This window comes from Synechococcus sp. CC9902 (genome assembly GCF_000012505.1).
Classification (GTDB): domain Bacteria; phylum Cyanobacteriota; class Cyanobacteriia; order PCC-6307; family Cyanobiaceae; genus Parasynechococcus.
Window position 1 is genome coordinate 1,405,626 of record NC_007513.1, and the last position, 25,346, is coordinate 1,430,971.

The window sequence follows — 25,346 nt, forward strand, 5'->3', positions numbered from 1 at the left end:
CTAATCAGTCAGACCCCAACTGACATCACTGCCGCCCCGCAAGGGGCGGTTTTTTTTGGGAATCAGAGAATGCCGAGAGGGCCTTTCTTCTTTTTGCAATACCCAGCGCTGATATTCACCCAGCCGGATTTGCAAGCTTCTCCATTGGTTGGAGCAACCTCGTAGTAAATCGGGGACACACAAGTTGTGCCGAGGGTGTTCACATAACCCAATGGGCACTGATTATGACCAGGGGCCTTGGGAATTTCCTTTTGAGCCAGGGCTGCTCCAGGAGCAATCAGGAGGGGTAAAAGAGCCAGAAGGATTGGTCGCATGAGAGGAACGAAGACATTTATTTTTTAGCTTCTACAACACTTGATAGGGTACGAAAAAACCACAATCTTCTGGATGCTCTTACATGAGAAAACCTTGATAACAGCGACAAACATTGTCAGAAGCTGTCGGCGGAACTGCCACAGATCCGAATAGCAAGAAAGTTTGGTATCAACTGACACACAACAGCAGCACGTCGCAATTGCAGCATTGTGTAGACCTCGTCCCGAGCATGTGACGAGGTGTTGTTGTGTCCTTGGGGGTGATGTCTCAAGGACTTTTTTAATCCCCCAGCGCATACCCGCCTGCAGCGGCGATAACAGCCCTGACGGGCCTGGCGGGCATGACTCCCATGATTCCAAGGCTGAGTGCGACCAGCAGGGCAGTTTTTGTACTTGCTCGCTCGCGTTCAATGAGGTACGTGGTGATCGCCCAGAACTCTCAAACCATCAAAGGTGTTCATCTACCCCTGAAACATTTTCGGATCGATTTCTGCTTTTGGATTGAGCTTCAGGACCATCCACAAGAGCATTGCTGAACATGCCTTGTCATCAGCGCCGTAGTCGTATTTCCAGTCCTTAACCATGCCGACAAGCTCTTGCTGAGCATCGGTGATGAATTCATCAGTCCATTCGCGCATGCGCAGCTGCCTTCAAAGCAGTTCCATTTTGCTTAAATCGCTCCTATGACACAAAAAAACAGGACACCTAAACCAAATAGATGGAGAATTACGGTTCCTTTAACTCCAGAAACGGTGCAATGATTGGAAGAGAACTCTTCTAATCACAAAGCTAGGGCACTGCTTGATGAGATTTAAATTTAATCATCGCACCACTAGCAGCAGAATCTATTCAACAGAACCCTCTTAGATATTGATAAAAGAATTGAAGAAAATGAAAGATCAAAAGGACAATTATGAACTAAGTATGATTAACGAGTATTTCTGGAGAGCTTTCTGCGCCGATGGATTTAGCATAGCAGCCAAGGCGATCGACAGCGCTGCGACATCAATACCGAAAGAAAGACTGATCGAGACAGTAAACGATAACCAGTGCAAATCAGGAATAAAAACACCCACCACTAGCAGAAATTGCTCCTACAAAAAGAAAGAATCCTAGCAATCAGCTTGAACAAAACTTGATGAATCTAGAAGACAGGTTATTGCGAGATAATATAAATGCTTAAGTAATGAAAATGGCTTTGAATATATGGCAAAACTATTGCAGAATTGAATGCACTGGGAACAAAACCTTGTTAAAAGAAGCTCAACCATTTGCTTTTTACCACGCCTCTGAGCGACGCAGACAGGCAGCAGCTTTCCTAGAGGACGTAGAAAGTGATTACAGGTTGCGCGATAAAATTAGTATCGCAAATAGCGATGACGAGTTAGTGAAGATCGCCGAGAAAGCGGGATATCGTGTGTCTTCAGAAGATATTTGGTTATATCAAGACCGCACGTTCAAAAGAAAGGCTGGCATTCGTGGATGGTATTCCAATTGAAATGAACCAGAAGTCCTACGCTGCAGCCCTGCAGCTCATTCGCTTGATGGAATTCGATGACAGCTTGGCAGCTGCCGCAGAACCATTCAATTGGTATCATAATTTGATACATCAAATGTTTGACTATGAGGAGAATAATTTCAATCGATCGCAGCTTATTAAACAGTTAGTGAATCAACCTGAGCAATGCAGCTGTCTTGTAGATGCACATTTTAAAATCTGCATTTGTGATGGGTCTAGTCTTGATACCGTTGGAACATTCAGGGATTTAAATCTGGCCATAGATTGCTACGTCAAACATATTTTCAGCTTAAATGAAGCAGGTATTCACGTAGAGTTTCTTCAGTCTGACCAAGAGAAAGATGATTTCATTTGCATTACGTCTCATGTGTTTTCTTAAGGGCTGAGCGGACGGAGCTATAACAAACATTAATCTCAACAGGTGCACTAATTTCAGTTCTGCCTCCTTTCAAAGGCGCACGAAGCTCGATCTATCTGCCTTTTGAAAACATGGCTAGATCATACAATTATTATGCGACTACTTCTTCCAAAAATAGACAATATAAATAACCAAACCTACAATAAAGAATGGGAGCAGCTGATTTGACATGGCTATTAATTAATCTTCCACACAAACCACATCAGACTCCCGGCAGCAAGAGCAGTTCCAAGCGTTGCGACGGTTGGAGACTTGTCTTTAGCAAAGGTTGACTCAAAGACAAACCCGTACACCAATAATGCGACTGAAAAGAAGAGCCATGCCTTCATCGGAGTAAAAAGGCTTAAACAAGCAAATTCACAGTAGCCAGCCCTTAAGTCCTTTTCAAGTTGTGTTTAGACAGTACAACGCTAACGAATACCTCAAGGCCTGCACTTGCCGTAAAGACACTTCAGGGGTGATGAATTGTGGCATCATCGATCTCCCGACAGATCTCCTCCAACATCACAAGGAACTGAGATTCCTCCGGCGAATATCAAACCGATGAGCGATAGAAGAACTACTCGAGTCGAATACAGGTTTGCAGCAAGGAGCAGCCCCGCCGAAGCCGTTTAGGAAACTACAACCCTGTTGCGAGCCCTCGCAGCGGAGAACGATGAACTCAATGAACGCTGATGAAGCTTGCGCGCAGCTTCTGATCACAGCCAACACTTCATCGCATCAGAAGAAACCCGAGCCACGATCACTCATTCATCAACCAACTGATCGCAGCCTTCAAAAGCCAATTCGACGGGTGAAGCACAAGCATCTTCACGTTCAGTTGAATCGCCACCACACCCACTTGTGACAATTTACGGTAGACGAAGTAATGAGTGTCACAGACTGCTTTAGGATCGTTTGAGTAGAGGGATGAAGCCATGAAGGCTGGAACGATTTGCCCACTACCACTTGCAAATTTCGACAGTCTTGATGACTGGACTGACACAGCCTTGATGTCATCCGTTAGGCCTATAACAGCCAAGAAGAATGACTTTCTCGACAAGCAGTCGAATAAAAATTTGTCATCGTAACCAAGTAAACCAGCGCAACCTCATGGGAACGGACCTCACCGCAATCCTGATCTCATCGGTTTTTCTGGGAGTTGGTTATGTGATTGCGAAATTCTTCCCTGAAGCATCTTTGATGGCTGCAGTGTTCTTGGTAGGGCTCGCGATCCTCAACATCACCTTGTACTTCGTGGCCTAACGACTCACTTCCTCAGCGAAGGGGGGCAGGCAAGCTGACTCTGTGCAGCTCATCACCAACTGGCTTCCACTGCACAAGATGGATGCGATCGATTTTGTTTGAGTCAAGACAGTCCCATATGTTTTCGCCACTTAATATTGCCTTCGACCAATTATCTCCTTCACTTCTCATTTTCTTTCTGTTGAGATCTTTCCAGTCAGTCCAATTAATACTTTGGTAAAGAGAGACATACTCGCTAAGGATCACAACAGAGAAATCCACGTCTTGTTCGCTATTCAAAATCACTATAGGAAATATGACGTCGAGGAGACGCTCCCATCGATCGGGCTGATGGTCGGAGCAAGCAGTTGAGGTCAGGATTACGGATCACATCTCGGGTTGCCATCGCTGCTGGTGAAAGCCCTGTAATTTTTGTTGATCCCCCGATGGGGGCAGAAGCAAGGAGATCAAAACCACACATTTGGGGGATTTTATTTCCATTAATTCCGGAGATCGTGTGTTTTAAGGGCGAGAGCCTCACACATAACATCAAATCAATGAGCTTTCATCCCTTCTTCCAACACAAGAAACGACTGGCTGAATTATGGGAAAAACAATGGTGTTCGATGAAAGGGCATCAGACATGCACGGCTGAGATCCATCGCAAAGTGATCAGGATGGTGACTCCCATGAGTGATCTCGAAGCCAAGCTGATGCTTCGTCAGATGGGTGTACGAGTTTAATCAAACAATCCAATGTCTTCATGATCGGGAAGCCTGATGCCCTATCGCTCAGGGCTGAAAGCCATACAAGACCCTTCAGGGAAAAGCAAGGGGCGTTGATTGTGTCGCCATCGATCTCCCGATCAAACCTCACATCTATCCCCCCCGTCATAAGGCGGGATTTTGATTGAACAGACTGCTGGAAACGCAAATTTGCCATCAGAGCCAAGTCCTGTAGCAATGTCATAGGGACACCACCTCTCTGGCAACATGACGATCAATGCCGCCTACATCGCATTCCGTGACATTTAAGGAACTCGTCTGCAGCTATAAGACAGGGGAGACGAGCTTTGACGACCTCATCCTGGAAGTGAGGTGCGAATCATGTTTTACGTCAGTGTTTGAGGAAGCACAACAGCAACTGGGAGCCGATAGCCCAACGCTGGACAAGCTTGCAGATGAATTCCCGATCTATCACCAGAGCTTGATTAAACAGCAATAATCAGAGTTCTAAGCCATGAAAACTTAAGCAATCACAAATCTCAGTTGAAAACTAGAAGTGCGATTGCTTTAATCGCTCTAATGATTATCAAAATGATGGCTCCGTCAAGGCGAGAAAAGCTAGGGCAGCTCCTAGAACAGAAATTCAACAAAGTATCCGAAATCTCAGACTCCGATAGGGCAAAACACTTCAGGAAGTCGAATGGCTACGAGCAAGCCTTGGTGGACAGCCCAATTGAAGACGAGTTGCTGTGGATGGACTTTTCAGAATGCCTGTCTGAGCTCGAGCAGATCGAGATTGCAGAGCTATGCCAAGAGAGAACGAAATAGTCAAAGCTTGTAATATGTTTGCGTTTAAGATCAAATCAAACAACGGAATCCGTCACAACCAATAAAGAAAAGGGGGATATTCTTGCCTGCGAACTCCTTTAATAAGTAAATACTTTTAATTGAATTCAAGAAAAAGAATTAGAAACTATATCAATATTACAATTCCCGTCTGGAATCAATATATCCAAACACAGAGCAAATAAATCATCAAAGAGGCTCCAAAAACCACAATCCCGACAGACGTCTTGATACGCATCCATTTCTTATCCCATTTGTATGGAGCCATCACCAAAATGGAGAAGAAAGAAGAGGCGGCATAAAGCACAAGAGTATGTTTTGGATGTTCTCTAGACACAAGGATCTCAATTCCATGCCAAAGAAAAATTAGCATCGAGGAATAGGAGGAGATAGCCCCAAGGTTGTATAGGAGTTCTTTACGTTTTGTTAGCTGATTGCCAAATGAATAACGAGACATCGTCTGGCTTACGGACAAGATCACATCATGCTAGCCACAAAGAATTGAGGCATTAAATATTGATTCACAACAAGCTTGCATGGATAGACCAAAGCGTCGTGATGCTTTAGATGATTAACCTAAATCGTGAGGAACTAAGGACTAAGGAACATGTCTGTAGCGCCATGAACGTCAGATCAGTTGACGACTACGCTATAAAGATCTTGTAGCGAGAGCTACGCACAACGTTCACCTCACATTTGTGAGGCGCAGACAACCCAGGCCAAGGAACGGGGACCTGGACATCTGAGCAACTTCAAATGACACTCACCTATCGCGGTCAAAAGTACGTGCGGATTCAAGGTGCTGACGCATCAAAAAAAGCAGGCTTGACCTACCGCGGCGTCTCGTACGCCAATTGATCCCCTGCTGACCAAGTTGAAAAGCTCCGAATCATTCGGGGCTTTTTTTTTGCCACAAATTTCGTTGAGAAAGGGGGAGGCCGCCCCTCCCGTATGGAAGAGACGGCCTATCTCGCTCGTTTGTTCATCGTTCACCTGGACAACAGTTTGGCTGAGAAATCAGCCCACCGACGACAGAGATGGGGGGATTTCTCGTATTCCTCGCTTCCGACACCACTGCTTCCTCTTCCAAAAAGCAGAGATCAGGTCGTTGGTCAACACATAAAAGTAGAAGAGCGAAGCGACTGGCTTGGTGGCAAACCCTGGGGCCATTGCTACCAGGTGTGAAACCTCGTTTCCTTCAAGGGCACCTCAACGATGCGGAGGAAACTCGACTGGGTTGACGCTCTGCTTTGTCGCGCCAGACGAACGGTTCACGGATGGGTTGAAAGTTGGAGCAGGGGCCAGAAAAGTCAGCGTGCTTCTAGTGCTTGCTCAGGTGGAGTTTCGGCCGTCATGGGCTCCTCCGATTTCGATGCCCATACTTTTGCCCAGTACGGCTCCTTTGCCATCGGTGTTAAGGCGCATTGCCCTCTCAAGCAAAACCTCCGACAGTGGAAACGGCGTGCTTTGAAACCTCAGCAGAGGAAAACCACGGCCAGGGAAAACTTGCCAAGAAATGTCGGACTCTTGAAATGACTTTTCAAGGCCTGGCATCAAAACCACGGTTGACGGCCATCAATCTTGATGGGTCCGTACATCGATAGAGATCTTGAAAAGCTAGAGGAACTTCGAGCGTCCCAAAGAACCCGACAAGCAGGTCGGAGAAATGTCGGTAGAAGACAGCGGGCAGGTGGGTCCCTGAACCCGTTGCGATGTTTGAGGAGATGTAATGGCTGACCTCAAAACACCACCCTGCAACCTCGGAGCGGCCAAGTTCAGCTCCATCAGTGCAGATACCGCGCTGAACCGACCAGTGCCTGAGCTGACGAGAAACCGACTCGGCCTTTGTCTTCGAGAGGATCTCACAGGAAGCGCAAACAGGGTTTTGAGAGGCGACCTCTTCGTCGAGATCAACCATGAAACCCAGGCTGACTCGATAGAGCAGATTTTGAATCAATTTGAACTATTTCCTGATGTAAAGAGCAAGATTTGTATCCCTGCATCGACCATCCCAATCGAGAAAACGCAACAAACATCGAATTCCCTGGCGGATCAAGCATGCAAGTGTCCTGAAATCCTTACGGATGGATTTGGGTTGCTCGAGACGGGTCGAATGCTGCCTAAATTGGATTTGAACGATTTTGAAGGTCCCCTTCTATTAACCAACAGCTGATGTTTGTTAATAGGAACGCCAACCGATGACTGACCGCACCCTCGACCTCGCCAAGGCACTACGCGAAGCACAGCTTCAGCGCCTAGAAGCCTCTTTATCGGCGAGATGTGCGACACCAATCATTAAGACGCCCCAACCAATCAACGAGAAAGACGTCGCTTCACGCGACTGATTTGGAATCTGGTAAAAGGTTTGGTTGGAAATTATTGTGTTTGATTCACTCGATAGAACCAGATTCTCGAGCGTGTCTTATGACGAGTCCACCCGTGCAACCAAAATCGACTAGTAAGGCATTGCGTAACCAACAAGAGTTTTCTTGATCTTCGCAGATGAGATTCATGGATCAATCAACCCAATACAGTTGAAACAAATATGAATTCGATAATCTTATGTTTTCGATCTTAGAAATAAAAGCCTATTTTAAATATTACCTAGTTGTATTCTTGTTGAGCTGAGAGTTGAGATGTTGTTGCTCTACCAGCAAGAGGTCTTTCGACAGAAGAGTGAGGCCAACACCCATCAGGGCGATAGCAAATCCCATATCTTTGTCTGCAGCCTTGGCTACATTCCTGGAAAGTATGTGATGTTTTTCCCAGGAGAAATGCATGAAGCTCTTTAATACGGATCTTGTCTAAGCCATCCAACGAGTGAAATCGCTGTGGTGCATGGGGTTAGGACATGTTCTGTAACGACATGAATGTATTGGCTTGAGCACTAAATCTTCAAAACAGTTGCTGAGACTACAAAAGTGATTTGCTCTTTCAAAGCTTTTCCATTACTTTCGACGCATCAAGTCACCAGCCAATGGACCCAATCTCTTTGACTCTTGGCCAAAAATTTGAGATCGAAAAATTCTCGAGAGAGATAGATAATTCGGACGATCTTCTTCAATTGCGTTCGATCGCCAAAGACTTGCTAGTGGCTTGGAAGCAGCAGCAGGCTGCTTCTGCTTGGGCTTTTCGACAATCCCAGGGGCTCTAATCAAAAATACCTTTGTCCTACGAGTTGTTGAGCGATGGAGCAGGATCAAACAGTTGTTTCAATTGAATTAGGACTTGATGCACTCCGTGTGATGCATCGGGCGATCAACCAAGCCTATGAAAGCTGGCCTGGTGGCTGTGCCGAAGAGCAAGAGTGCCTGTTCACGATGAGAAATCAGCTTTATGCGGCACTTATGGATCAATTGTTAGACATGGAAGCAATTTAACATTTGAATGTGAACTTGGTCGATCGATTGTTCCATCGTCGACTTATTGATCCTGGTTGATTGCTTTGCTTCAACCGAACGTGACTATTATGGATTGACATGCCAAGTGGTCGTCGCGACTGATGTCTTCCCATGAAAAGCAGTTATCAAGTTCAGGTATCACGTCGTTTCAAGAGTTCATCCGACATGCCGACTATTCATTCAGAACAAATTTAAGCGCTGATCCCGCCTCTACGGATGATGGCAATGATCATCGGGCTCGAGAAGTCTGTTCGGGACATTTTGTACCCGTCAATCCAACTCCTCTCACGGATCCGGTCTACATCACGCATAGTTATAACTTTTTTGAGGAGCTTGGTCTTCAAGATGAGCTGATTAAAGATCATGATTTTATAAAAATGTTTTCTGGAGATCTCGCCTCGATCAACTCTCCTCAATGCATCGGTTGGGCGACTGGGTATGCCCTATCAATTTATGGGACTGAATATAATCAACAATGTCCATTTGGAACTGGAAATGGCTACGGAGATGGGCGAGCAATCTCAGTTTTTGAAGGCCTTTTAAATCAAAAGCGCTGGGAAATGCAACTAAAAGGCAGTGGCCCAACGCCCTACTGTCGAGGCGCCGATGGACGTGCCGTACTTCGATCAAGTGTGCGCGAATTTTTGGCTCAAGAATTAATGCATGCCCAAGGAATTCCCACGACACGATCATTGACGCTATTTGCCTCGCAATCACAAACAGTGATGCGTCCCTGGTACTCAGAGCAATCCCAATCTCAGGACCCTGATGTTTTAGTGGATAACCCCATAGCAATTAGCACAAGGGTTTCATCTTCATTTCTACGTGTTGGGCAGTTGGAGTTGTTTGCACGTCGAGCCCGACTCGATGCCCATCCTCAAGCTTTCGATGAATTAAAAATGATTGTTATGCATTTAATCGAACGAGAGTACAAAAATGAAATTGATCAGTCGCTTCATTTTGCTGACCAGATCGTTTTATTGGCTCGTACATTTCGTGAACGTCTTTGTTCCTTAGTCTCTAACTGGCTACGAGTTGGTTACTGCCAAGGTAATTTCAACAGTGATAATTGTGCAGCAGGCGGATTCACCCTTGATTATGGACCGTTTGGCTTCTGCGAACTTTTTGACCCGCAATTCCAACCATGGACTGGTGGTGGCGGACATTTTGCCTTCTTGAATCAACCAGTGGCTGCGGAAGCAAATTTCCATATGTTTTGGAAATCTCTAAGGCTTTTGATTCTTGATAATGATAAAAATCTTGAGGAATTAGATCAAATCCGCAAAGATTTTGAATTACATATGCAAGCAAAGCTGCAGGATATGTGGTCTAAAAAGCTGGGATTGCCTCAATATGACCGGCAGCTCTGCGATGGGTTATTGCAATTACTTGAACTTTCGAAGGTAGACTTCACAATCTTTTTCCGTGAGCTGTCGCATTTACCGACTGATTTCTCAGCTCTAAACAAAAGTTTTTACACGCCTCTTCCTAAGCAGCTAGAGGTGCAATGGCAATCTTGGTTTGATCAATGGCATCTGTTGATTGCCAGCACCAACAATCAACAGGCTATATCTCAAAACATGCTAAAAATCAATCCCAAATACACTTGGCGAGAGTGGCTCATTGTTCCAGCCTATGAACAAGCAAGTCGCGGAGACTATTCGTTAATCCATCAGATCCAGGCCATCTTAAATCAACCCTATGAGGAACAAACTCAAACCATTGAAGATCAATATTACCGCTTACGCCCAAACTCATTCTTCTATGCAGGTGGGGTCTCCCATTACAGCTGTTCTTCATAAACTTTTGCTCGAAATCTAAGAGTTTTCGAATCAATGGAATTCATACTTTCAAATACTTTGATGATTGCGGGATTTACGCTTTCATTATTGTCAGTCATACGAAACGACTCACTACAAACCTTGGGTCCCTATCTACAAGCCAACCAAGGCCTTATACCGAAGTGGTGCCAAATGATTTTTTTATGCACAGTATCCGTTGTGGTGTTAATGCTCGGCTGGAGCTTGAACGGAGGCGATCCTGCATGGGGTCGCCTCAATGTTCCAGGTCATGTTTTTACTCAGCCTGCAATATTCACCTGGGTATACCTCATTCCTCCCCTTGCGATGCTGCTGCTCACCCAATGGGGTGCACCATTAAGCACCTCTTTTCTGGTGTTATCGACATTTGAATTTACAAACAGCTCTTCCCTCATTAAGTTGTCATTATTGGGTTATCTCATTGCATTTTTAATTGCAATTGTTGTCTACGGGCTTGGCCTTTGGATTGTCGAGCGATGGATTTTTATTTCAAATCAATCTGCTCAATCGGTGAGCCCTGTTTGGATAGTTATGCAGTGGGTAACAACCGCATTCCTCTGGGGAATTTGGTTAATACAAGATCTTGCCAATGTATTCATTTTTCTACCCCGACAACTTGAGCTTCTACCAATGTTGATGTGCACAGTCTTGCTTTGTCTTGGGCTGTGCTGGTTAGTTAGCGCTGGAGGGGGACCTATTCAAGGGATTCTGCAAACAAAAACCAACGCATCTGATCTGCGATCCGCCACAGTGATTGACCTGTTATTTAGCAGCTGCTTAGTGGGAAGTGCGTTGCTCACCTCCTTTCCGCTCAGCACCACATGGGTATTTCTTGGTCTGTTAGGCGGGCGTGAAGGTGCGCTGCGTTTTCATTCTCATCGGAGCGGTCAACCATTTGCGCTCCAGGATGGTGGCCACTGGAGTCGGGTGGTAGGCACTGATCTTTCGAAAGCTTCTGTTGCGTTGATTGTGAGCATGGTGATCGCCTCTGGCCTTCAGCCTCTTCTATGAAGGCCCTGCCTTGAGCCAGCGATCTAGGCATAAATCCACATCATGGTGGCCGTCTTTTCTTGATGCAGCTAGGAAGGAGATGGATGAGACTCGGCATGGGACGCTTTGTTCTGCTTCTGATCTTGGTTTCCCCGCTGTGCGCTGGAGTCGCCGCTGCGACACCGGAGCCTTCGCCAGCCCTTGAGGCTCGGCAAACGATTCTGGAAGCGAACCGATATTTAGTGAAAAAGGGATGGCAACCCGCCCCGAAGCAATCCCCCTCTCCAGAAGAAAGGCGATGGTCAGCAGTCCCGCTGAGCAGCCTGTCCACCTGCTCCGGCACGGGAGTTGGTTTCTGTCGGTTTGATTATCAGAAGAACCATCAGCGTTTGTCGGTGGTCACAGTCCCTAGTCATCCAGGACAACCATCGGTGGGCCGCGTCTCACGCTGGTGGTGATTTAAGGGTTGAGTTCTTCAGTTCGCCAGTTTTGATTTCTCTGCCAGCGTGTTCGATGGTGTGGGTGCGGTCCAAGATGCAGACGTTCGACATGATCGATCTCAATTCTCAACACCGAAAAGTGATCTGGCATTGGCTCGTCATCGGATAAGACCTCGGGAAATGCTGCATGGCGGTTCAACACCTCCCCAGGGCTTGGCCATCCCCATACCGATCGTCCCGATGGGCTCAAACCCAGCCATTTCTGTAGGCATACCTCACGGTTGTTGTCGCTGTTGATGACATTGGCAACACCCCCAAATCGATATTGCTCTCGAGCCTTCGTGAATAGCCAGCAAATTTCAACGGCTGGTTGATAGTCGAGATCCTTGATTTTTTGACTGCGCGTGTCAGTGAACAATTCCAATTGATTGGCGTCAGTCCAGGCCCGAAAAACCAAGGTCCGGACGCGCGGATGTCCGTTCTGTCCAACAGTGGCCAATTGCAGCCAACGGGCGGAAGGTGAACGCCCCTCACGTCGTTGCGCAGCTTTGATCAATGGTCGCCATGGAGGAAGAACTGGAGTTGTCATGCCAGGTTGAAAAGTCGGGCCTGTTCTGCCGCTGCACGAAACACGATGGCGTGTCGACGCACCAACGGCTCCAAAGTGTCGTATCCACCGCCGATCACCGTTGCTACCGGGATTTTTCGTCGCAAACACGCATCCAAAACCAATCGATCTCTCATCAAGAGCCCGTCGTCACTCAAGTGAAGACGACCGAGTCGGTCGTCTCGATGGGGATCAACCCCCGCATTGAACAAAACAAGTTGTGGCTTGAGTTCATCCAACACATTGGGGAGTTGATCACCGATGGCGGCGAGATAGTCCCCATCTTCGGTTCCATCGGGCAGAGGAATATCAATATCACTGTTCACTTTCCGAAGGGGAAAGTTGCTCGCGGCATGTACCGAAAAAGTCGTGACACGTTCATCCGTCTGAAAACAGGCGGCGGATCCATCGCCTTGGTGCACATCTAAATCCACAATTAAAATTCTTTCGACTTCACGTCGTCGAAGAAGAACCTTCGCGGCCACAGCACAGTCATTAAAAATGCAAAAGCCGCTCCCAAAGTCAGGATGGGCGTGGTGTGTGCCCCCTGCCAGATGGTTGGCAAGTCCATACCGAAGCGCCAACCGAGCCGTCAGCAACGTCCCCCCCACTGCAAGCCATGTGCGTTGCACCAATGCCGAAGTTGCAGGCAACCCAATTCGTCGTTGTTCAGGCCGAGTGAGTTGATCGCGGCTGAACGTTTCGTGATATCGACGCGGATGGATCTCTTCCAGATCACGCCGAGCGATGCTGAGGGGAACGTGAATCTGCTTGCGCTCAATCAGTCCTTGATCAAGCAGGAGCTGATGCAACAACTTGAACTTCGCCATCGGAAAGCGATGGGTGCTCGGCAATTCAGCGGAGTAGCGCGGGTGGTAAACAACAGGACGAGCCAAGGTCGAAGACGGAGCCTCAAACTCACAGGTTTCAATGCTCGCTCAGCCAGGGACAAATTGGGGTGAACGAGAGAGCTCACTCAAAAAAAAAGACCTCCAACGCTTGCAGGAAGTCTCGGGTCCGTGTGAGGGGTGTCTCAAGCCCCAAACCAATTGTGAGCGATCGCGACTCGCAATCAGATGACTCAACTACGTCTAGATCTTTCAAGCTTTGATTCGTCCACGCAACCAAGCCAGCATTGGCGAGGCATTACTAACTACATCTAACTGTCGTGTTGGGGCTGGGAAGGAATGAGCTGGTCGATGGAGACGCAGCGTGCCCAAGCTGTTTTAGGCAAGGCTGAATCGGATCGATCAGCGATCTTGTACATCAGCTTGAATTCGCAAAACCCTTGGTGGTCTTTGATTGAGGGGATGTGAACGCGAACCTCTGGCAGTTTGAGACGCGTGGCGTCGGAAGCGTTTGGCGCTGAATAAAAGCTGGTGTTGGGTTTAACCGAGAAAATCGATGCCTCGGCCGGAGGTGCGATGGCGATCAGCAAACAAGTTGTCGCAACAAACGCCTTCATACCAATGAGATCAGACCAGGAAGGCTAAGGAGGGGGCAACAAGACGTCAAGATGGAAGGAGTCGTCCAAAGTTGTCTTCACCTGGTCGTGGTGAAGGGAGTCATGATGTTGATCTCATCACTCCTGATCACCACTCATCAAAAGGACATACAAGCTGAACGACAATTTCAATCAAAGACAACGATTATTTCGAGCTTGTTCGGAAAATGAAACCAAGTTCTCAAATCAATATTCGGAGCTGGCGCTATTTGGGGCAAACGGCTTTAGAGGACATGATAATTGGGATGGACGAATGCGCCGTCAGGGACACAAGTAATGTCGTCTCGTCTGATGAATTTTACGAATGCATAGCGATTGTTGTGTGCCAGATGGGAGACAACATATTTGCCCATGCCGCCCAAATTTCTGGACATTACAAAGGTGAAGCTACCGGTGTTTGGAATTGCAGTCGTGGGGAAGGACCACCCCCTGGCCATACCTACGAAATCAAGGCAATCAGCAGAATTCATCGGGTACCGGATGAACTCGCGGGGCCAATCAATGATCACGGCATTGGAGATCATTATCGAGTGGCTGTCTTGCATTATTTACTCGATATGGGGTAACGATCAAGATCTGAAGGGCACGAACAAGTAAAGAACTCAACGGATTGTTGATTTAAATCTAAAACTTTGTTGCTGATCAGCATTTTGTCGATCATCGTTCAACCATGAAACACCAATCCTCCTTAGAAAAATTTCTAGCAAATCTGCTCGGATTGGTCGACGAGTACTGGGCGATGAGACGTCCCTGGCAGTACGGAAGCGAAGATCCGCAATGTGGATTGAAGTGCGAGGGCGATCACTGTCATTCCAGTGATCTATCCCCACGTCACTAGTTGTTTGACCCCATAAAAGCAGCGAACGGGAACCGCTAACCAGAGAGTGATTGTCATGGACCCAGACGTCCGTCAATTGATCATCAGTCAATTAATTGTGATCATTCTTCCCGTCGGGACACTTTTTGCTGTTTGGATTTGGATTCTCAGCTTGAGGGCTGGAAGGCATTGATCGCAAGACGTCTAGCGAAATCCGAACCCACCATCCTGTGAGGCCGATGATTGATATGAATCTGAAAGCTGGCTCAGCATTGTTTGAATAAATGGATCATCAGCACCGGTTTCCTTTTGAAACGTCTGAATAAGATCCCGCAATTTCTTGATTGTATTGGGAATTTGGTTGTCGAGATGCTCTTTGCTCGGTTGATAGCGCACAGAATCAATGCCTCCGTTCAACTGTAACCAGATCAATGGGCCTGATTTTTCCAGTAAAAAATCCCCACAGCATCGCTGCGGGGATTTTGGATCAAATGTTTTCCCTTTCGAGAAAGAGATCGATCACTCTTCGTCGTCTTCGGCTCCAACAGGAACCAAACGAATCGCTTTCTTACCAAGCTTGATCGTGAACTCAGCACCTGGCTCTAGTTCAAGCATGGCGGTGTAAGCCTTGCCGACCAGAAGATTGCCATTTCCCTGAACTTTGGCGGTGTAGCTCAACTTGCGGCCACCTTTGCCAATTCCAGCACCACCACCAGTTGCCAGGCTGACGCCCTTGGCTTCCAATAGAGCTTCATAGAAAGCTGTGAAATTTAAACGATCACCGCCATCCTTTTTCGTGGATACGTAACCGCAGGCTTTGACAAGGTCGGATTTGGACACATCGCCAAGCTCCTTTACTTTGGCGAGGAGGTCGGAACCGGTGAGCATTGATTGTGTAAATCAGATAACTAATTAATAACTCATCAATCCATACGTTGTCAATTCTCCCCGAGCCATTTTTCTGTCTTCCGAAGAAGCCTTGTCGATCGACTTCTCGATAATTTTCGTCAGTCTGCAGATCTTTCTCCATCCCATGTAAGGGTTTGATGGCGTCAAGCCATGCGAGAGGTGTTGTTTGCTTTCCTCGGAATATTGGAGCTGTGTGTTGATTCCAGTTCGAGCCATCATTCAGCCTTTCTTGTCCCCATGGGCTCATACCGGTGATTCATGGCAAGACATCGGATGAACACCTGTTGGTATGCATGAGGTCTTCAATCATCGCAATGGCTTTTTGCTTAGCTGCTGCGCCTTTTCTCGCGCCTGCTTTGCATGCAAACCAGAAAAATCACTTCCATCATCACCGTAATCACGTCGTCTGCGCCAAGGGATATCACTACGAAGGGGGTGGTGTATGCCGTAGAAACGGTGCTTGGAGGAAACAGGAACGACCTGTTGCATGGGGGCCCTCATAAAGGCCTTCCCCCCCGGAGTGATGTTGTGATTGATCGTCCAAACGGTTCAGGGATCAATATCAGTTGGTGAAACCGGAGAAATGAGCCGGTTTGGATGACCGCGTGATTGGAAGTGACGGTAGTGAAGATCCAACCATCGCTTCTGATGCCTTTCTCACGTTGCTAGCAGGTGCTTCGCTTGCAATGCGGAATAGATAGGTGAAAGAGCCTGTTGTTTTCCTAGCGAAGTCGGGCCACAACAGAGGAAGATAATTTTCACGAATGGCAAGGCGACGTTTTCAAGACACCCGTCCTCTGACGAATGAGCAGGGTTTATTGGCTTTGATCTTGATGGGTATGGGATTGACCATTGGAGGCGTCGTTGCCACTTGCTTCCTTGCTTTAAGTGAGGGGGCCAACCAAGGGGCAGAGTTGTGGCTTTCCGGCCAGTTGTCTTTTTAGGATCAAGTCAATTTCGGCGCTGTTCCGTTGTCGTCGCCTCTTCAAGCCTGTTGGTTCTCCATTAAGGACAGCCAACAGGCTTTTTAAGGATCCTTCAACAGTTTTTTCCTAACGACCAGGCTTCATCTCAACAATTACGCCCAGCTCTGAACGACGACTTGATTGATCCTGAGATCGGTGAGCGTGTGATGCCTTGAAACAGATCACGCACACAGCTGACAGAGGATGCTGGGAAAATCGCCAATCATCAAGCTGGTCCACGCTGGAATGCCATCGCATTCCTTGAGAGGCATAATTAGCTCGTGAGGAAAAAATCCTTCAAAGGGTGGAAACAAGGACACACTCCTGAGATTGATTTCGAAACCCCTGCCTTTGGCGGGGGTTTCTTTTTGGCGACCTGATTGCCCTTTTGTTGATCTCTCGGACGAGAAACACGGTGACGGTGAGCGCTCAACAATCCTGCTCAATGGTGCTGATCTGTTGATGCAGGCATCCATCAGCTCCTCCCTACAAATTGCACTAGCGGCCGTTCTTGCTTTGGCGACGGCCCAGGCTCTTCAGCTACCGGATGCGTACTGGGCGCCAATATCCGCCATAGTTTGTTCCCTGGAGGCCTTTGATCGTGCCTTTGAAACCGCTCGACGTCGCTTAATTGGGACCCTTCTCGGCGTTGGGCTAGCGGCTGTTCAAGTGAGTTTTGTTCAACAATCACTTTTGACCTACGGACTATGTATTGGACTGTTGGGATGCCTTTGTTATGCAGCACGGTTGCATCCGAGCTCTTTACGGTTCGGAGCGATCGCCTTCACCGTGGTGGTCACCGAGGCTGATCAAGCAGCGATTTGGCTTACGGCAGCGACCCGCTTTATTGACGTGGCCTTAGGCATCCTTGTGGCCCTGTTGGTCATCCAATACTGGCCAGGACGATCAAAATCATAATTTTGCTTCATTCAAAGGGCTAAGGAATCTCGTTGAAGCGAGCCACTGCAGTACCTCCTGAGTCATCCAATGGTGACCTTTCAAATAATCCTGTGTTCGTCGGGCTGGCTTTCGTTAACTCTGATCATTATTAAAGTCTTGATTAATAGCTCGTATAGCATTCACAGAAACAACGAATCCAAGCACGGCAAAAACAATCATCATTATGGCAAGAACAAACTTTAAAAATCACATAGATGGATCTATTCACTTGACGAGATGTTTACCAAATGACTGATTTGATTGTTGTTTAGATTTTTATCGGACATGGGCTCTGATGATGACGCCTGTGATCTGACGATCGCAGCGAAGGTTGCTTGCGACATCCCCCATCTGGGGGATCTTGGAAAATTTTTGATCCAGCATCGCTCTCAGCTCTACGCGATGGAATTCCTGCCATCACCAGCATGGGACCAGTGACAGACACGACAATCACCACAGAACAGAGATGCCCGCTTGGGCTTCCCTGGTAAACGATCGCTCAATCGCAGGCAGCACCTGATGAGCGACCAATCGATTTTTCTTTAGTCAAAGCATTTAGTTGTATTGAGTAGCTCACCCAAAGCCACAGGTTGTTGCGAATATTTCATGAACTTACGTAAATCGGCGCTTCAATCGCGGTCAAACCGCAATCAACGGACATGTTGCGGCTTCAGATTTCCTTTAGATTTTTTTGGAGTGTTACTCACGGGCTCTGCCCTCATTCCAATGGTACAAACGCCAAAAGAATTAGCTTTGCTTGGTGGCTCCTTCCTCATTGGATTAGGTGCTTTGGAAGTTTGTCTTCGCTTTGGAGGCTTTTGACACAACGACCATGAATGTGATTCAGCGACAGCTGCCATAAGGGGGGGGGGCTCATTTATTACGTTCAATTGATAACGGACAAAAACGGTTGGTGCTGTCATTCTTTGCAAGATCAATTCAACTCGCATGACCTTTTTAATGCACTGGTCTTTTAAGACTGGTTACCACGAAATTGCCGCCAAGAAGTTCTTAGCAACTGGGGCTCCGTTTCCTGAATGCAAGTCATGGAAGAGATTCCATGCGCCGGGTTCCGTCGAAGGTTGGATTTTGGTTGAAGCCGATACTGCGGACGCTTGCTATGAACATGCTGCCGAATGGGCTGAATACCTCGATTGGGAGGTGACACCAGTGCTGACCGACAACCAAGCTGGACCGCTAATGGCCAAGGCCTATAGCTGATCTAACCTCCATCAAAATGAAGCAAGCCTCAACAGATATGACCATTGTGGTTGGCTTTGTTGAGCAAGTGCCTCCTAATTCATATCCCATCAATTGCATCATGATGAATAACTATTCGAGACTCCATCTTTCAATTCATCCCCTCTATTAACAAACCACATCAAAATAAATAACCAACATTCCAAAATTTTTTAATGGTGGCTTTTAATAATCTATAAATTCAATACGTTAGGATCTAAATAACCCACCGATGTTCGCCGTCCAGCATCACCCATCAGACTGGATCCAAAATCTACGTTTAGGTCATAGGTAGTAGCAACTTCGGACTTGATCCCCAACCTTTTTCAATGCAGGATGATTCGGTAGCCGACGTGGTGTTGTGAAACGCTTGATCTCTGCACTGTTTGCTTTACCACTTTCGTGCTCAATTGGAGCGCCAATCTTCGCTGAAACGACCTATCAACCGGGATATTCCACAAGTACACAATGCTTCCGCGATGAGTACCGAGAGGAATACGTCCCTGGCACAAGAGACAAGCCAGGGCATGTTCGCAACTGGACCGAGAAGGTCGAGATCCCGTGCCATTCAACTTCATCTGCTCGCAAGCACCAGCACCCAGCTCCTAAACATTCGTCAAAGGCTCAAAACGTTGATGACAACAGCTGCATCGAAGGGAGCATTCTTGGTGGACTTCTCGGTAGTGCTGCAGGTGCTGCTTTGTCGCGAGGGGATGGACGCTGGATTGGCGTACCCGTTGGTGGAGCAGCGGGAGCAATGCTTGGTTGTCAAGTGGATGGCGGGTGAAACCAGGCTGATTGAAAGTTTGAGTCCATCCCGTTGGTTCACATCTAGCCCCTCTGATTGCCGATGATCCGCATCTTTCTCACAACGATTGCTATCGCTCTCGCCGCTATTGCCACACCAGCTAAGGCCGATACAGCCGATGTTTGGTGCTTCACGCAGCAAACCGGCCAGCAACCCACACAAACCAAAAAATGCAGATTCAGCCAGTCGGGCGGCAACGTGAGCGTGTACCGCGGAAGTATCGAATATCGATTTACCTCTGAACAGCAGGGCAAGTTTTATACGCGCACAAACGGCTACGGCGGCATCGTTTTTCGTTCACCCAATGGCTTACTACATGTGTTTTGGGAACAGCCATGCAACGAATGGACCGGTTGCGCTGGCGACGGCTGAACTTGATAAAACCTGATTTCTTGCCGTGCTCAGTCGAGATATAAATGGATTTCGAGGAGGAACAAAGAAATAGTAGCCATCATCTACAGCACACTTAACACAAAAAATGCGAAAGCAAGCATATAAGTACAATTACTCTCAAGAAGTTTTTTGTAGTTTATGATGCAAACTACCCAAGCTTGGGCTATAAAGTGACACTCATTCAGGGAAACTGTATGAATTTCACGCTTCCTGCCGTCGCATTAGGCGCCTTTATTTCTATCTGCCTCCATTTCTTACTGGCTCCTATCATCGGCTAAAGATCAAATCGTCTCGGCTTTGTCTAGATCTATTTGCAATCGAAGAGCTTTTTCAACGCATCATGTGAATCACGCATTCCTTGGCGCGATCTGATCAAGAAAGCTTGTGATGGGTTTAGTTGCCATGCCCAAGACTCCTGGATCAGCAGACCCTGCTGTAGCCCAGCTTGGTTTCAAAAATTTTGAGAGGCAGCCCAAAGGATTCCATCAGCCTTCGGCATTCATCGGCGACAGTGCCGTAAACCTCAATGCTGAAGCCATCGCCGAGTTCAGCATGCTTTTGGAGGTATTCCTGAACAGGGGGGTTGGAGACATGTGCGCTGAAAGCCTCGTCGTTGGCATAGACCTCTGACCAAACAAATGCTTGAGGATCATCCGGATCCTGGTCAAAGGTGTGGTGGATCATTCCCGACTCAGATGCCTGAACTGCTTCGTCGGTGGCTCGCGCAAGCTCTAAGTAAGCATCGACGCATCCAGGCTTCACATGGATACGGGCCAACAGCATGAAGGGTGTCGTCTGATCAAAAACAGCCATTGAATTCGGAAGCTATGGAAGCAATCTTTCATGAATCACACCCCGAGTCTGTTCATCGGGCCCTTGGTGGGAGACCACATTTTCCAGCGGAGCCTCATCATTCTCGGCCCAGCCGATTTACCCAGACACGACTAGATATCCAGCGATTCCCACACGTCCGCCAACAAAACGCTGATTCCAAAAGTATTGGTCTGGCTTATCCCAAAATGGTGATGCCACTATCTCGATCCTCACCGCTGGAGCTGGACTCGATTGGCTCGGATGAAGGCTGACGATTCCAAGAATCCAGCCAATTGCGGAACGCTTTGATGAAAGCCACGGCTCATAGAAACACTGAGCTAATCAAAACTTGGATTTGTACGTTGTCGAGCCCACCCACTTACTACAACCGGCGCTGACGTTCAGTCGGGCAAACAACCGAGCAACCACCAAAGTGGCTTTCACAGCAGTCCTGCCGAGATGGAAGCTTCCTCGGCCTGCGATAACGAATCAGGATCTAAATCCATATCAGCGATGACGCTTTGAATCAGATCGCGTGTGAGGCGAAACCTCTCTTTCTTTGATGCAGAACGAGGCCAATCATCGATGCCTTCAAGGATCGGGGTATTGCTGCAAATGCCGTCAAGGATCTTTGCCATTACGTCTAAAGATGCGTTAAGGAAAGATCAGACAAACGTACGTCCATTCCAGCCCCAGTCCGAGGCGTTCACATCATCAAAGCCAATATAAATACGATCCTTAGAGATACCTAAAGACGCCTTTATCAACTCACAAAATTGATCTGACATTTCCGGAGGAGCCAATGCTCCAATGGACTTGATCTCGACATAAGCACAGGGCTCATTACTCCCCGCGAAGGTCATTGGAACGCCGGAGTCCAAAAGCGTCATTACATATGACTCAGGCTTCCCCGTAGCACTAGCAAGAGCCGCAGACAGCTTTTTCAAAAGAGCATCTGGTGTCTGGACATCTGAAATATTTGTCCTGACGTTAATGAGAGGCATCTTTAGCAAGACAACAGATACATATTATGGCCATAAAGCCTAGATATGTCAGGCGCACTGATCAATCTTGAACTAGGTTTTCAGAGCAGTAGCGCAACCGGAAATCAAATTTATTTAGGAAACCCTCAAGAAACTCAGTAAATCAAATAATCACATAGTTTCACTCAATTAGTAAGGATTTACGCTACTTTTTACAGCTTTAGGCGACAGTAATTATGCCGCTTTGGAATGACTACGTTTCGCTCTGCGTGGCTTGCCTTGCTTTGGGTGCTCAGATGCCTTGAGGTAAACCTTCTTGCCCTTGGCATCGATTCGATACAAGCCGCCTTTTGGGCCTCTATGAATCTCGGACACTTGGTCGACTCGCACCGTCTGCTGAGTCCGCTCTTTAAGCGTTGACTCCTTCGGCTGATCAAGCTTTTTGAGGAACAGCCATTCCATCAACGAACCAAGAGCATTGAACACAACCAGAAAGCTCAAGTAACAGCTCTAATAAAGCGTTGCTGTCAAGAGTTCAGTGCACTGACCAAGACGCAGAGAGCTGCTGTCCCGATGGTTAGCAGCCACGTAATTGCCTGTGGTTGTGCCCGACGAATGTGCGAGGTTCGCTTGAATAGTGAAGACATCACATCCCCTTTGAACCGAGTGTTTCGACTTTTTCTACCAGCAGAGCCGCTTACCGCCATTTGGCGCACATTTTGGCGCAGAAAAATGATACTTAACCGTTTCGGCATCAAAAAGGCGACCCTTACAAGCCGCCGAAAAAGCTGTCCGTGACTGGTTTATTCTAAAAATGGAGCCAAGCGGATTCGAACCGCTGACCCCCTGCATGCCATACAGGTGCTCTTTAGCTAAAACCTATTGGTACGACTAGGCCAGAGCAGAAGTATTAAATTTTTAGAGTAATTTTTAGAGTAGAGCTGTCCTAGCGGCTTAAACGCGCAAGAACCGTTGACAGCACTACTAGGTCGCCCTTTCTCAAGGTTGTATTACTACCTTGAAAGCATCAAATAAGGACCACCGAAGCAGCCCTTATTCGCTGTGCTACGCCGACTAGCCACCGTAAGACTGGCCAGTTACATATTAACGAAGGAAGCTACAATAAAACTATCTTAAAACAGTCTTTTTGAATGCCTAAACGTCAGCTACCTATCGAGGCTGAGCTGATCATCAACCGTCTTCGCTTGGAGGCAAATGTTGAGCATCAGTATGCATTAATTGATACGGATGACGATGCACCATCTGTGCCGTCATTTGATCCAATGAGCAATCCACAGAGCCGTCGCACAGCAACCCATGTCAGCTGAATACCAATCAATCGACGACCAGATCAAGGCGTCTTATCAGTCCGCTTCACAAGTGGAAACTCAGGCCCGTCAGCTTGAGGCTCGTATCGCCAAAATAGATGGTGCAAAGCGCCACTTACCGGCACGACGTTATGGGCAACCTGTAGACCTCAACAAAATCCGCAGTAACCTCACACTTACAAGCCTTATTGCACAAGATTCCGCAGAGCTATCTCACTTTTGCGGCATTGATCCAAGCCTTCGGCACCGTATCGACGAGGAGCGCGAGGCCCAAGCCATGCGCGTCGAGGCGTTGCGCATGCAAACCGAGGCTCTACGGCAGCAAAACGCTCAGGCGCAGGCCGATCGTGATCGTGCTTTTCACGCCGGGGTTAATCCAGCCACTCATCGTCGCCACGGGTACTGATGCTTTCACGACCACACCCTTGCTTGGGATGGCTGCACGTCACACCCAATGACACCCGCAAGCTCTTGGATCGCTTGCTGAAGGATCGTGATGCTGCTCTAGAGGCAGACCCAATCCATAGCGGTATGCCGCAAGCGTTCATCGACTGGACGTGGCAAACCTGGTTGCCCGGCAACATGCACCGCTATCAGGCTCAGGTTGAGGAACACGTCCGTTACCTCGACCTCAAGATCGATGGTTTGAACAAAGATCTCGAACACATCGCTGGTGGTGTTCTTGATGACCGTGACGCTGCTACGGACCTACGTGATCGCCTCAAACGTGAACTTGCTTCAACAGCACTGCAGTCATGAGCAACATCCTTGATCACATCGCTCCAACACCAGTTCTTGATGTTGTGGACGATTGGCCTCGATCAACGACACGCACGGAATGGTTTCGCCTTACACGCGATCTGATTCAAAGCGTCATCGCTGATATGGATTTAGATCCTGATTCGTTATCGCAAGTCGAGGAAGCTTTTATCTCTGCAGGACTGCTGTGAGAGTTGCGCTTGGTTACGTAACCAACTAAACGTCAAAGGATCAGATGCGGGGATGGGATGGAGAGAGGCTGAGAGGGGGAGATTGGTGAGAGATAATGAAAAGAGATCTAGAACAAGACAGACCGCACAAAGATGAAGCAGGAAACTCAGGACTTTCTGGACTTTATAGATCGAGAGCTTAATCCAGGCACTATCACCATTGAGAAATGGAAGAAGTATCTCAAAAAGCTTCCCCAGATCTACAACGGCGACATAGCATTCCGATTGCTATTCGATTGGCACTGGGACCGAACAAATAGCATAGGACGCGCATTCTTCAAACACGACTCACTTAATACGGAAGATTACATTTACACCAAGCAAGTGGAAATAATCGGAAGCGCAGGCATGCATTTCCATAACCTTGGATATCAATACCAGGAGCTTATCAAATGCCACGCACGATGCGACTTTCTAGGCAAGTCTATTCTTGAAATTGGAGGATCACTTCCCAACGACCTACTCTTCGAACATCTTGGGATTGAGTCATACATCAACATCGAATCTCCTGACTATATTGAAGCCAAGTCAGGCTCGACATATAGCTCCAAGCACGGCGACCACGAGAGGAGACAAACAATCTTCTGCAATGCGGAAGAGATCGACAAGAAAGTCAACAACGAATCAATCGACAGCATCTTTTCGGTCGCATGCTTTGAACATATTTACGACCTACCAGCAGCACTAGAAGCATGCCATGCTTGCAGCAAGAAGGGAGGCACCCTCTATTCATTCTTCGCACCAATTTATTCACAAATCGACGAAGGAGACCATGGCGTCATCCCTCAGCATGAGAGATTCCCAGAGAAGCCCATCGGACTTCACTTACTCTCACGAGAAGATCAGAGAAAGAAACTGATCAGCGCAGGCATTACCGACCCCAAAGAGATCCAAGACTTTTTGGGTCGAGTCAACTTCAACCGAGTCCCCAATCGTCTTCTCTACAAAGACTATGAAAGGATCTGCACCGAATCTCCATATGCCGTTTTAGAGCTTGATCGGCAAGATGAATACAACATATCCAAAAGATTCCCGCGTCAGTTTGCAGAGGTTAGATCATCCAACATACATATCAACAATATGATGACATTGGGTTTCAGGATTCATCTACTAAAAGCATAAACTGCACCCCCTTTGCCTCAACACAAAAACTTAGCAATACAAACGCATCTGATATTACTTGATTCTGCAACTACTTGTTTCCAGGTCTACGGTGCAATCCAAGGCTGTATCTAGCATGAATCGTTCCCCCGTATTGATACAGATAATTTCATCATTGCACCAGCTATTAGGCGATCAAGTGATCAACGGCTAGCATCTCAGTAATATATATTGTTTTCAGTAAAATAAATTGA

General features: G+C 47.5%; 37 protein-coding genes. 23 read left to right on the plus strand and 14 right to left on the minus strand.

The window, feature by feature from the left end; genetic code table 11:
• Nucleotides 1–62 precede the first annotated feature (62 nt).
• Together SYNCC9902_RS07260 and SYNCC9902_RS12720 are read right to left on the minus strand one after the other, a co-directional pair.
• Nucleotides 63–314 (minus strand): hypothetical protein, encoded by a 252-nt coding sequence (locus tag SYNCC9902_RS07260; protein ID WP_011360229.1) that lies wholly within the window; start codon nt 312–314, stop codon nt 63–65.
• 461 nt (nt 315–775) lie between these two features.
• Nucleotides 776–952: a hypothetical protein gene (locus SYNCC9902_RS12720; RefSeq protein WP_011360230.1), complete on the minus strand. Its 177-nt coding sequence runs from the start codon at nt 950–952 to the stop codon at nt 776–778.
• 548 nt (nt 953–1,500) lie between these two features.
• Between SYNCC9902_RS12720 and SYNCC9902_RS07270 the strand changes: the two genes are divergently transcribed.
• Both SYNCC9902_RS07270 and SYNCC9902_RS07275 read left to right on the plus strand, forming a co-directional pair.
• On the plus strand, nt 1,501–1,812 hold the full coding sequence (locus tag SYNCC9902_RS07270; RefSeq protein ID WP_011360232.1) for a Nif11-like leader peptide family RiPP precursor: 312 nt from the start codon (nt 1,501–1,503) through the stop codon (nt 1,810–1,812).
• Nucleotides 1,793–2,212: a hypothetical protein gene (locus tag SYNCC9902_RS07275; RefSeq protein WP_011360233.1), complete on the plus strand. Its 420-nt coding sequence runs from the start codon at nt 1,793–1,795 to the stop codon at nt 2,210–2,212. The genes SYNCC9902_RS07270 and SYNCC9902_RS07275 overlap by 20 nt, the downstream gene beginning before the upstream one ends.
• 781 nt (nt 2,213–2,993) lie before the next feature.
• Here SYNCC9902_RS07275 and SYNCC9902_RS12510 read toward each other — a convergent pair.
• Entirely contained in the window at nt 2,994–3,170 is a 177-nt protein-coding gene (locus tag SYNCC9902_RS12510) for a hypothetical protein (RefSeq protein ID WP_156771098.1), read from the minus strand.
• A 173-nt stretch (nt 3,171–3,343) separates the two neighbouring features.
• Here SYNCC9902_RS12510 and SYNCC9902_RS12725 point away from each other — a divergent pair, with 173 nt between their 5' ends.
• The 4 genes from SYNCC9902_RS12725 (at nt 3,344) to SYNCC9902_RS12525 (ending at nt 6,517) form a co-directional block, all read left to right on the plus strand.
• Nucleotides 3,344–3,496: a hypothetical protein gene (locus SYNCC9902_RS12725; protein WP_198001728.1), complete on the plus strand. Its 153-nt coding sequence runs from the start codon at nt 3,344–3,346 to the stop codon at nt 3,494–3,496.
• Nucleotides 3,497–4,032: 536 nt separating this feature from the next.
• Nucleotides 4,033–4,218 (plus strand): hypothetical protein, encoded by a 186-nt coding sequence (locus tag SYNCC9902_RS12515; protein WP_156771099.1) that lies wholly within the window; start codon nt 4,033–4,035, stop codon nt 4,216–4,218.
• A gap of 1,779 nt (nt 4,219–5,997) precedes the next feature.
• Nucleotides 5,998–6,231 carry a hypothetical protein gene (locus tag SYNCC9902_RS07310; RefSeq protein WP_041425082.1) on the plus strand — a complete coding sequence of 78 codons (234 nt, stop codon included), beginning with the start codon at nt 5,998–6,000 and terminating at the stop codon, nt 6,229–6,231.
• Between the two features lie 52 nt (nt 6,232–6,283).
• Complete coding sequence (locus SYNCC9902_RS12525; protein WP_041424958.1) at nt 6,284–6,517, plus strand: hypothetical protein; 234 nt, start codon at nt 6,284–6,286, stop codon at nt 6,515–6,517.
• 69 nt (nt 6,518–6,586) lie between these two features.
• Here the strand turns inward: SYNCC9902_RS12525 and SYNCC9902_RS12530 are convergent, their stop codons facing one another.
• On the minus strand, nt 6,587–6,964 hold the full coding sequence (locus SYNCC9902_RS12530; protein ID WP_156771100.1) for a hypothetical protein: 378 nt from the start codon (nt 6,962–6,964) through the stop codon (nt 6,587–6,589).
• 280 nt (nt 6,965–7,244) lie between these two features.
• Between SYNCC9902_RS12530 and SYNCC9902_RS12730 the strand changes: the two genes are divergently transcribed.
• The 5 genes from SYNCC9902_RS12730 to SYNCC9902_RS07345 all read left to right on the plus strand — a co-directional run bounded on the left by SYNCC9902_RS12730 (nt 7,245) and on the right by SYNCC9902_RS07345 (nt 11,715).
• Entirely contained in the window at nt 7,245–7,391 is a 147-nt protein-coding gene (locus tag SYNCC9902_RS12730) for a hypothetical protein (protein ID WP_198001729.1), read from the plus strand.
• An 843-nt stretch (nt 7,392–8,234) separates the two neighbouring features.
• Nucleotides 8,235–8,426: a hypothetical protein gene (locus SYNCC9902_RS07330; RefSeq protein WP_041425089.1), complete on the plus strand. Its 192-nt coding sequence runs from the start codon at nt 8,235–8,237 to the stop codon at nt 8,424–8,426.
• Nucleotides 8,427–8,548: 122 nt separating this feature from the next.
• The gene (locus tag SYNCC9902_RS07335) at nt 8,549–10,249 is read left to right on the plus strand and encodes a protein adenylyltransferase SelO family protein (RefSeq protein ID WP_011360240.1); all 1,701 of its coding nucleotides are present in this window, start codon (nt 8,549–8,551) and stop codon (nt 10,247–10,249) included.
• A gap of 33 nt (nt 10,250–10,282) precedes the next feature.
• Entirely contained in the window at nt 10,283–11,278 is a 996-nt protein-coding gene (locus tag SYNCC9902_RS07340) for a hypothetical protein (RefSeq protein WP_011360241.1), read from the plus strand.
• A gap of 95 nt (nt 11,279–11,373) precedes the next feature.
• On the plus strand, nt 11,374–11,715 hold the full coding sequence (locus tag SYNCC9902_RS07345) for a hypothetical protein (RefSeq protein ID WP_041425091.1): 342 nt from the start codon (nt 11,374–11,376) through the stop codon (nt 11,713–11,715).
• Between the two features lies 1 nt (nt 11,716).
• Here the strand turns inward: SYNCC9902_RS07345 and SYNCC9902_RS07350 are convergent, their stop codons facing one another.
• From SYNCC9902_RS07350 to SYNCC9902_RS07360, 3 genes are all read right to left on the minus strand, one after another.
• Entirely contained in the window at nt 11,717–12,286 is a 570-nt protein-coding gene (locus tag SYNCC9902_RS07350) for a pyridoxamine 5'-phosphate oxidase family protein (protein WP_011360243.1), read from the minus strand.
• Nucleotides 12,283–13,200, minus strand: a complete 918-nt coding sequence (locus SYNCC9902_RS07355) for a histone deacetylase family protein (protein ID WP_011360244.1) — start codon at nt 13,198–13,200, stop codon at nt 12,283–12,285. Before SYNCC9902_RS07355 ends, SYNCC9902_RS07350 begins: the two co-directional genes overlap by 4 nt.
• Nucleotides 13,201–13,463: 263 nt before the next feature.
• Entirely contained in the window at nt 13,464–13,769 is a 306-nt protein-coding gene (locus SYNCC9902_RS07360; RefSeq protein WP_011360245.1) for a hypothetical protein, read from the minus strand.
• 206 nt (nt 13,770–13,975) lie between these two features.
• On the opposite strand from SYNCC9902_RS07360, the gene SYNCC9902_RS12125 reads away from it, so the two are divergent.
• Entirely contained in the window at nt 13,976–14,374 is a 399-nt protein-coding gene (locus SYNCC9902_RS12125) for a hypothetical protein (RefSeq protein ID WP_071818413.1), read from the plus strand.
• Nucleotides 14,375–14,829: 455 nt separating this feature from the next.
• Here the strand turns inward: SYNCC9902_RS12125 and SYNCC9902_RS07370 are convergent, their stop codons facing one another.
• The 3 genes from SYNCC9902_RS07370 to SYNCC9902_RS12535 all read right to left on the minus strand — a co-directional run bounded on the left by SYNCC9902_RS07370 (nt 14,830) and on the right by SYNCC9902_RS12535 (nt 16,023).
• The gene (locus SYNCC9902_RS07370) at nt 14,830–15,042 is read right to left on the minus strand and encodes a hypothetical protein (RefSeq protein ID WP_041425095.1); all 213 of its coding nucleotides are present in this window, start codon (nt 15,040–15,042) and stop codon (nt 14,830–14,832) included.
• Between the two features lie 102 nt (nt 15,043–15,144).
• Nucleotides 15,145–15,513: an AbrB family transcriptional regulator gene (locus SYNCC9902_RS07375; RefSeq protein ID WP_009789471.1), complete on the minus strand. Its 369-nt coding sequence runs from the start codon at nt 15,511–15,513 to the stop codon at nt 15,145–15,147.
• Nucleotides 15,514–15,840: 327 nt separating this feature from the next.
• Entirely contained in the window at nt 15,841–16,023 is a 183-nt protein-coding gene (locus tag SYNCC9902_RS12535) for a hypothetical protein (protein WP_156771101.1), read from the minus strand.
• Nucleotides 16,024–16,298: 275 nt separating this feature from the next.
• On the opposite strand from SYNCC9902_RS12535, the gene SYNCC9902_RS07380 reads away from it, so the two are divergent.
• From SYNCC9902_RS07380 to SYNCC9902_RS07400, 6 genes are all read left to right on the plus strand, one after another.
• Nucleotides 16,299–16,478 carry a hypothetical protein gene (locus SYNCC9902_RS07380; RefSeq protein ID WP_009789469.1) on the plus strand — a complete coding sequence of 60 codons (180 nt, stop codon included), beginning with the start codon at nt 16,299–16,301 and terminating at the stop codon, nt 16,476–16,478.
• A gap of 351 nt (nt 16,479–16,829) precedes the next feature.
• The gene (locus tag SYNCC9902_RS07385; protein ID WP_232179193.1) at nt 16,830–17,417 is read left to right on the plus strand and encodes an FUSC family protein; all 588 of its coding nucleotides are present in this window, start codon (nt 16,830–16,832) and stop codon (nt 17,415–17,417) included.
• Between the two features lie 306 nt (nt 17,418–17,723).
• Entirely contained in the window at nt 17,724–17,876 is a 153-nt protein-coding gene (locus SYNCC9902_RS12540) for a hypothetical protein (protein WP_156771102.1), read from the plus strand.
• 510 nt (nt 17,877–18,386) lie between these two features.
• The gene (locus tag SYNCC9902_RS07390) at nt 18,387–18,659 is read left to right on the plus strand and encodes a DUF3303 domain-containing protein (RefSeq protein ID WP_011360247.1); all 273 of its coding nucleotides are present in this window, start codon (nt 18,387–18,389) and stop codon (nt 18,657–18,659) included.
• Between the two features lie 379 nt (nt 18,660–19,038).
• A complete protein-coding gene (locus tag SYNCC9902_RS12130; protein ID WP_011360248.1) occupies nt 19,039–19,464 on the plus strand; it encodes a glycine zipper 2TM domain-containing protein in 426 nt (141 codons plus the stop codon).
• Between the two features lie 63 nt (nt 19,465–19,527).
• On the plus strand, nt 19,528–19,857 hold the full coding sequence (locus SYNCC9902_RS07400; protein ID WP_041425098.1) for a hypothetical protein: 330 nt from the start codon (nt 19,528–19,530) through the stop codon (nt 19,855–19,857).
• 441 nt (nt 19,858–20,298) lie between these two features.
• Here SYNCC9902_RS07400 and SYNCC9902_RS07405 read toward each other — a convergent pair whose 3' ends face one another.
• The 4 genes from SYNCC9902_RS07405 to SYNCC9902_RS07420 all read right to left on the minus strand — a co-directional run bounded on the left by SYNCC9902_RS07405 (nt 20,299) and on the right by SYNCC9902_RS07420 (nt 22,136).
• The gene (locus tag SYNCC9902_RS07405) at nt 20,299–20,691 is read right to left on the minus strand and encodes a putative quinol monooxygenase (RefSeq protein WP_011360250.1); all 393 of its coding nucleotides are present in this window, start codon (nt 20,689–20,691) and stop codon (nt 20,299–20,301) included.
• 440 nt (nt 20,692–21,131) lie between these two features.
• Nucleotides 21,132–21,329, minus strand: a complete 198-nt coding sequence (locus tag SYNCC9902_RS07410; protein ID WP_011360251.1) for a hypothetical protein — start codon at nt 21,327–21,329, stop codon at nt 21,132–21,134.
• Nucleotides 21,330–21,356: 27 nt separating this feature from the next.
• Nucleotides 21,357–21,695: a phenylpyruvate tautomerase MIF-related protein gene (locus SYNCC9902_RS07415; RefSeq protein ID WP_011360252.1), complete on the minus strand. Its 339-nt coding sequence runs from the start codon at nt 21,693–21,695 to the stop codon at nt 21,357–21,359.
• A gap of 213 nt (nt 21,696–21,908) precedes the next feature.
• Nucleotides 21,909–22,136, minus strand: a complete 228-nt coding sequence (locus SYNCC9902_RS07420) for a hypothetical protein (protein ID WP_049749442.1) — start codon at nt 22,134–22,136, stop codon at nt 21,909–21,911.
• 689 nt (nt 22,137–22,825) lie between these two features.
• On the opposite strand from SYNCC9902_RS07420, the gene SYNCC9902_RS12545 reads away from it, so the two are divergent.
• From SYNCC9902_RS12545 to SYNCC9902_RS07440, 5 genes are all read left to right on the plus strand, one after another.
• A complete protein-coding gene (locus tag SYNCC9902_RS12545) occupies nt 22,826–23,002 on the plus strand; it encodes a hypothetical protein (RefSeq protein WP_156771103.1) in 177 nt (58 codons plus the stop codon).
• A complete protein-coding gene (locus SYNCC9902_RS07425; protein WP_011360254.1) occupies nt 22,992–23,408 on the plus strand; it encodes a hypothetical protein in 417 nt (138 codons plus the stop codon). The genes SYNCC9902_RS12545 and SYNCC9902_RS07425 overlap by 11 nt, the downstream gene beginning before the upstream one ends.
• A complete protein-coding gene (locus SYNCC9902_RS07430) occupies nt 23,408–23,761 on the plus strand; it encodes a hypothetical protein (protein ID WP_011360255.1) in 354 nt (117 codons plus the stop codon). Before SYNCC9902_RS07425 ends, SYNCC9902_RS07430 begins: the two co-directional genes overlap by 1 nt.
• The gene (locus tag SYNCC9902_RS07435) at nt 23,758–23,952 is read left to right on the plus strand and encodes a hypothetical protein (protein ID WP_011360256.1); all 195 of its coding nucleotides are present in this window, start codon (nt 23,758–23,760) and stop codon (nt 23,950–23,952) included. Before SYNCC9902_RS07430 ends, SYNCC9902_RS07435 begins: the two co-directional genes overlap by 4 nt.
• Nucleotides 23,953–24,084: 132 nt before the next feature.
• Nucleotides 24,085–25,113: a methyltransferase domain-containing protein gene (locus tag SYNCC9902_RS07440; RefSeq protein WP_011360257.1), complete on the plus strand. Its 1,029-nt coding sequence runs from the start codon at nt 24,085–24,087 to the stop codon at nt 25,111–25,113.
• Nucleotides 25,114–25,346: the final 233 nt, after the last annotated feature.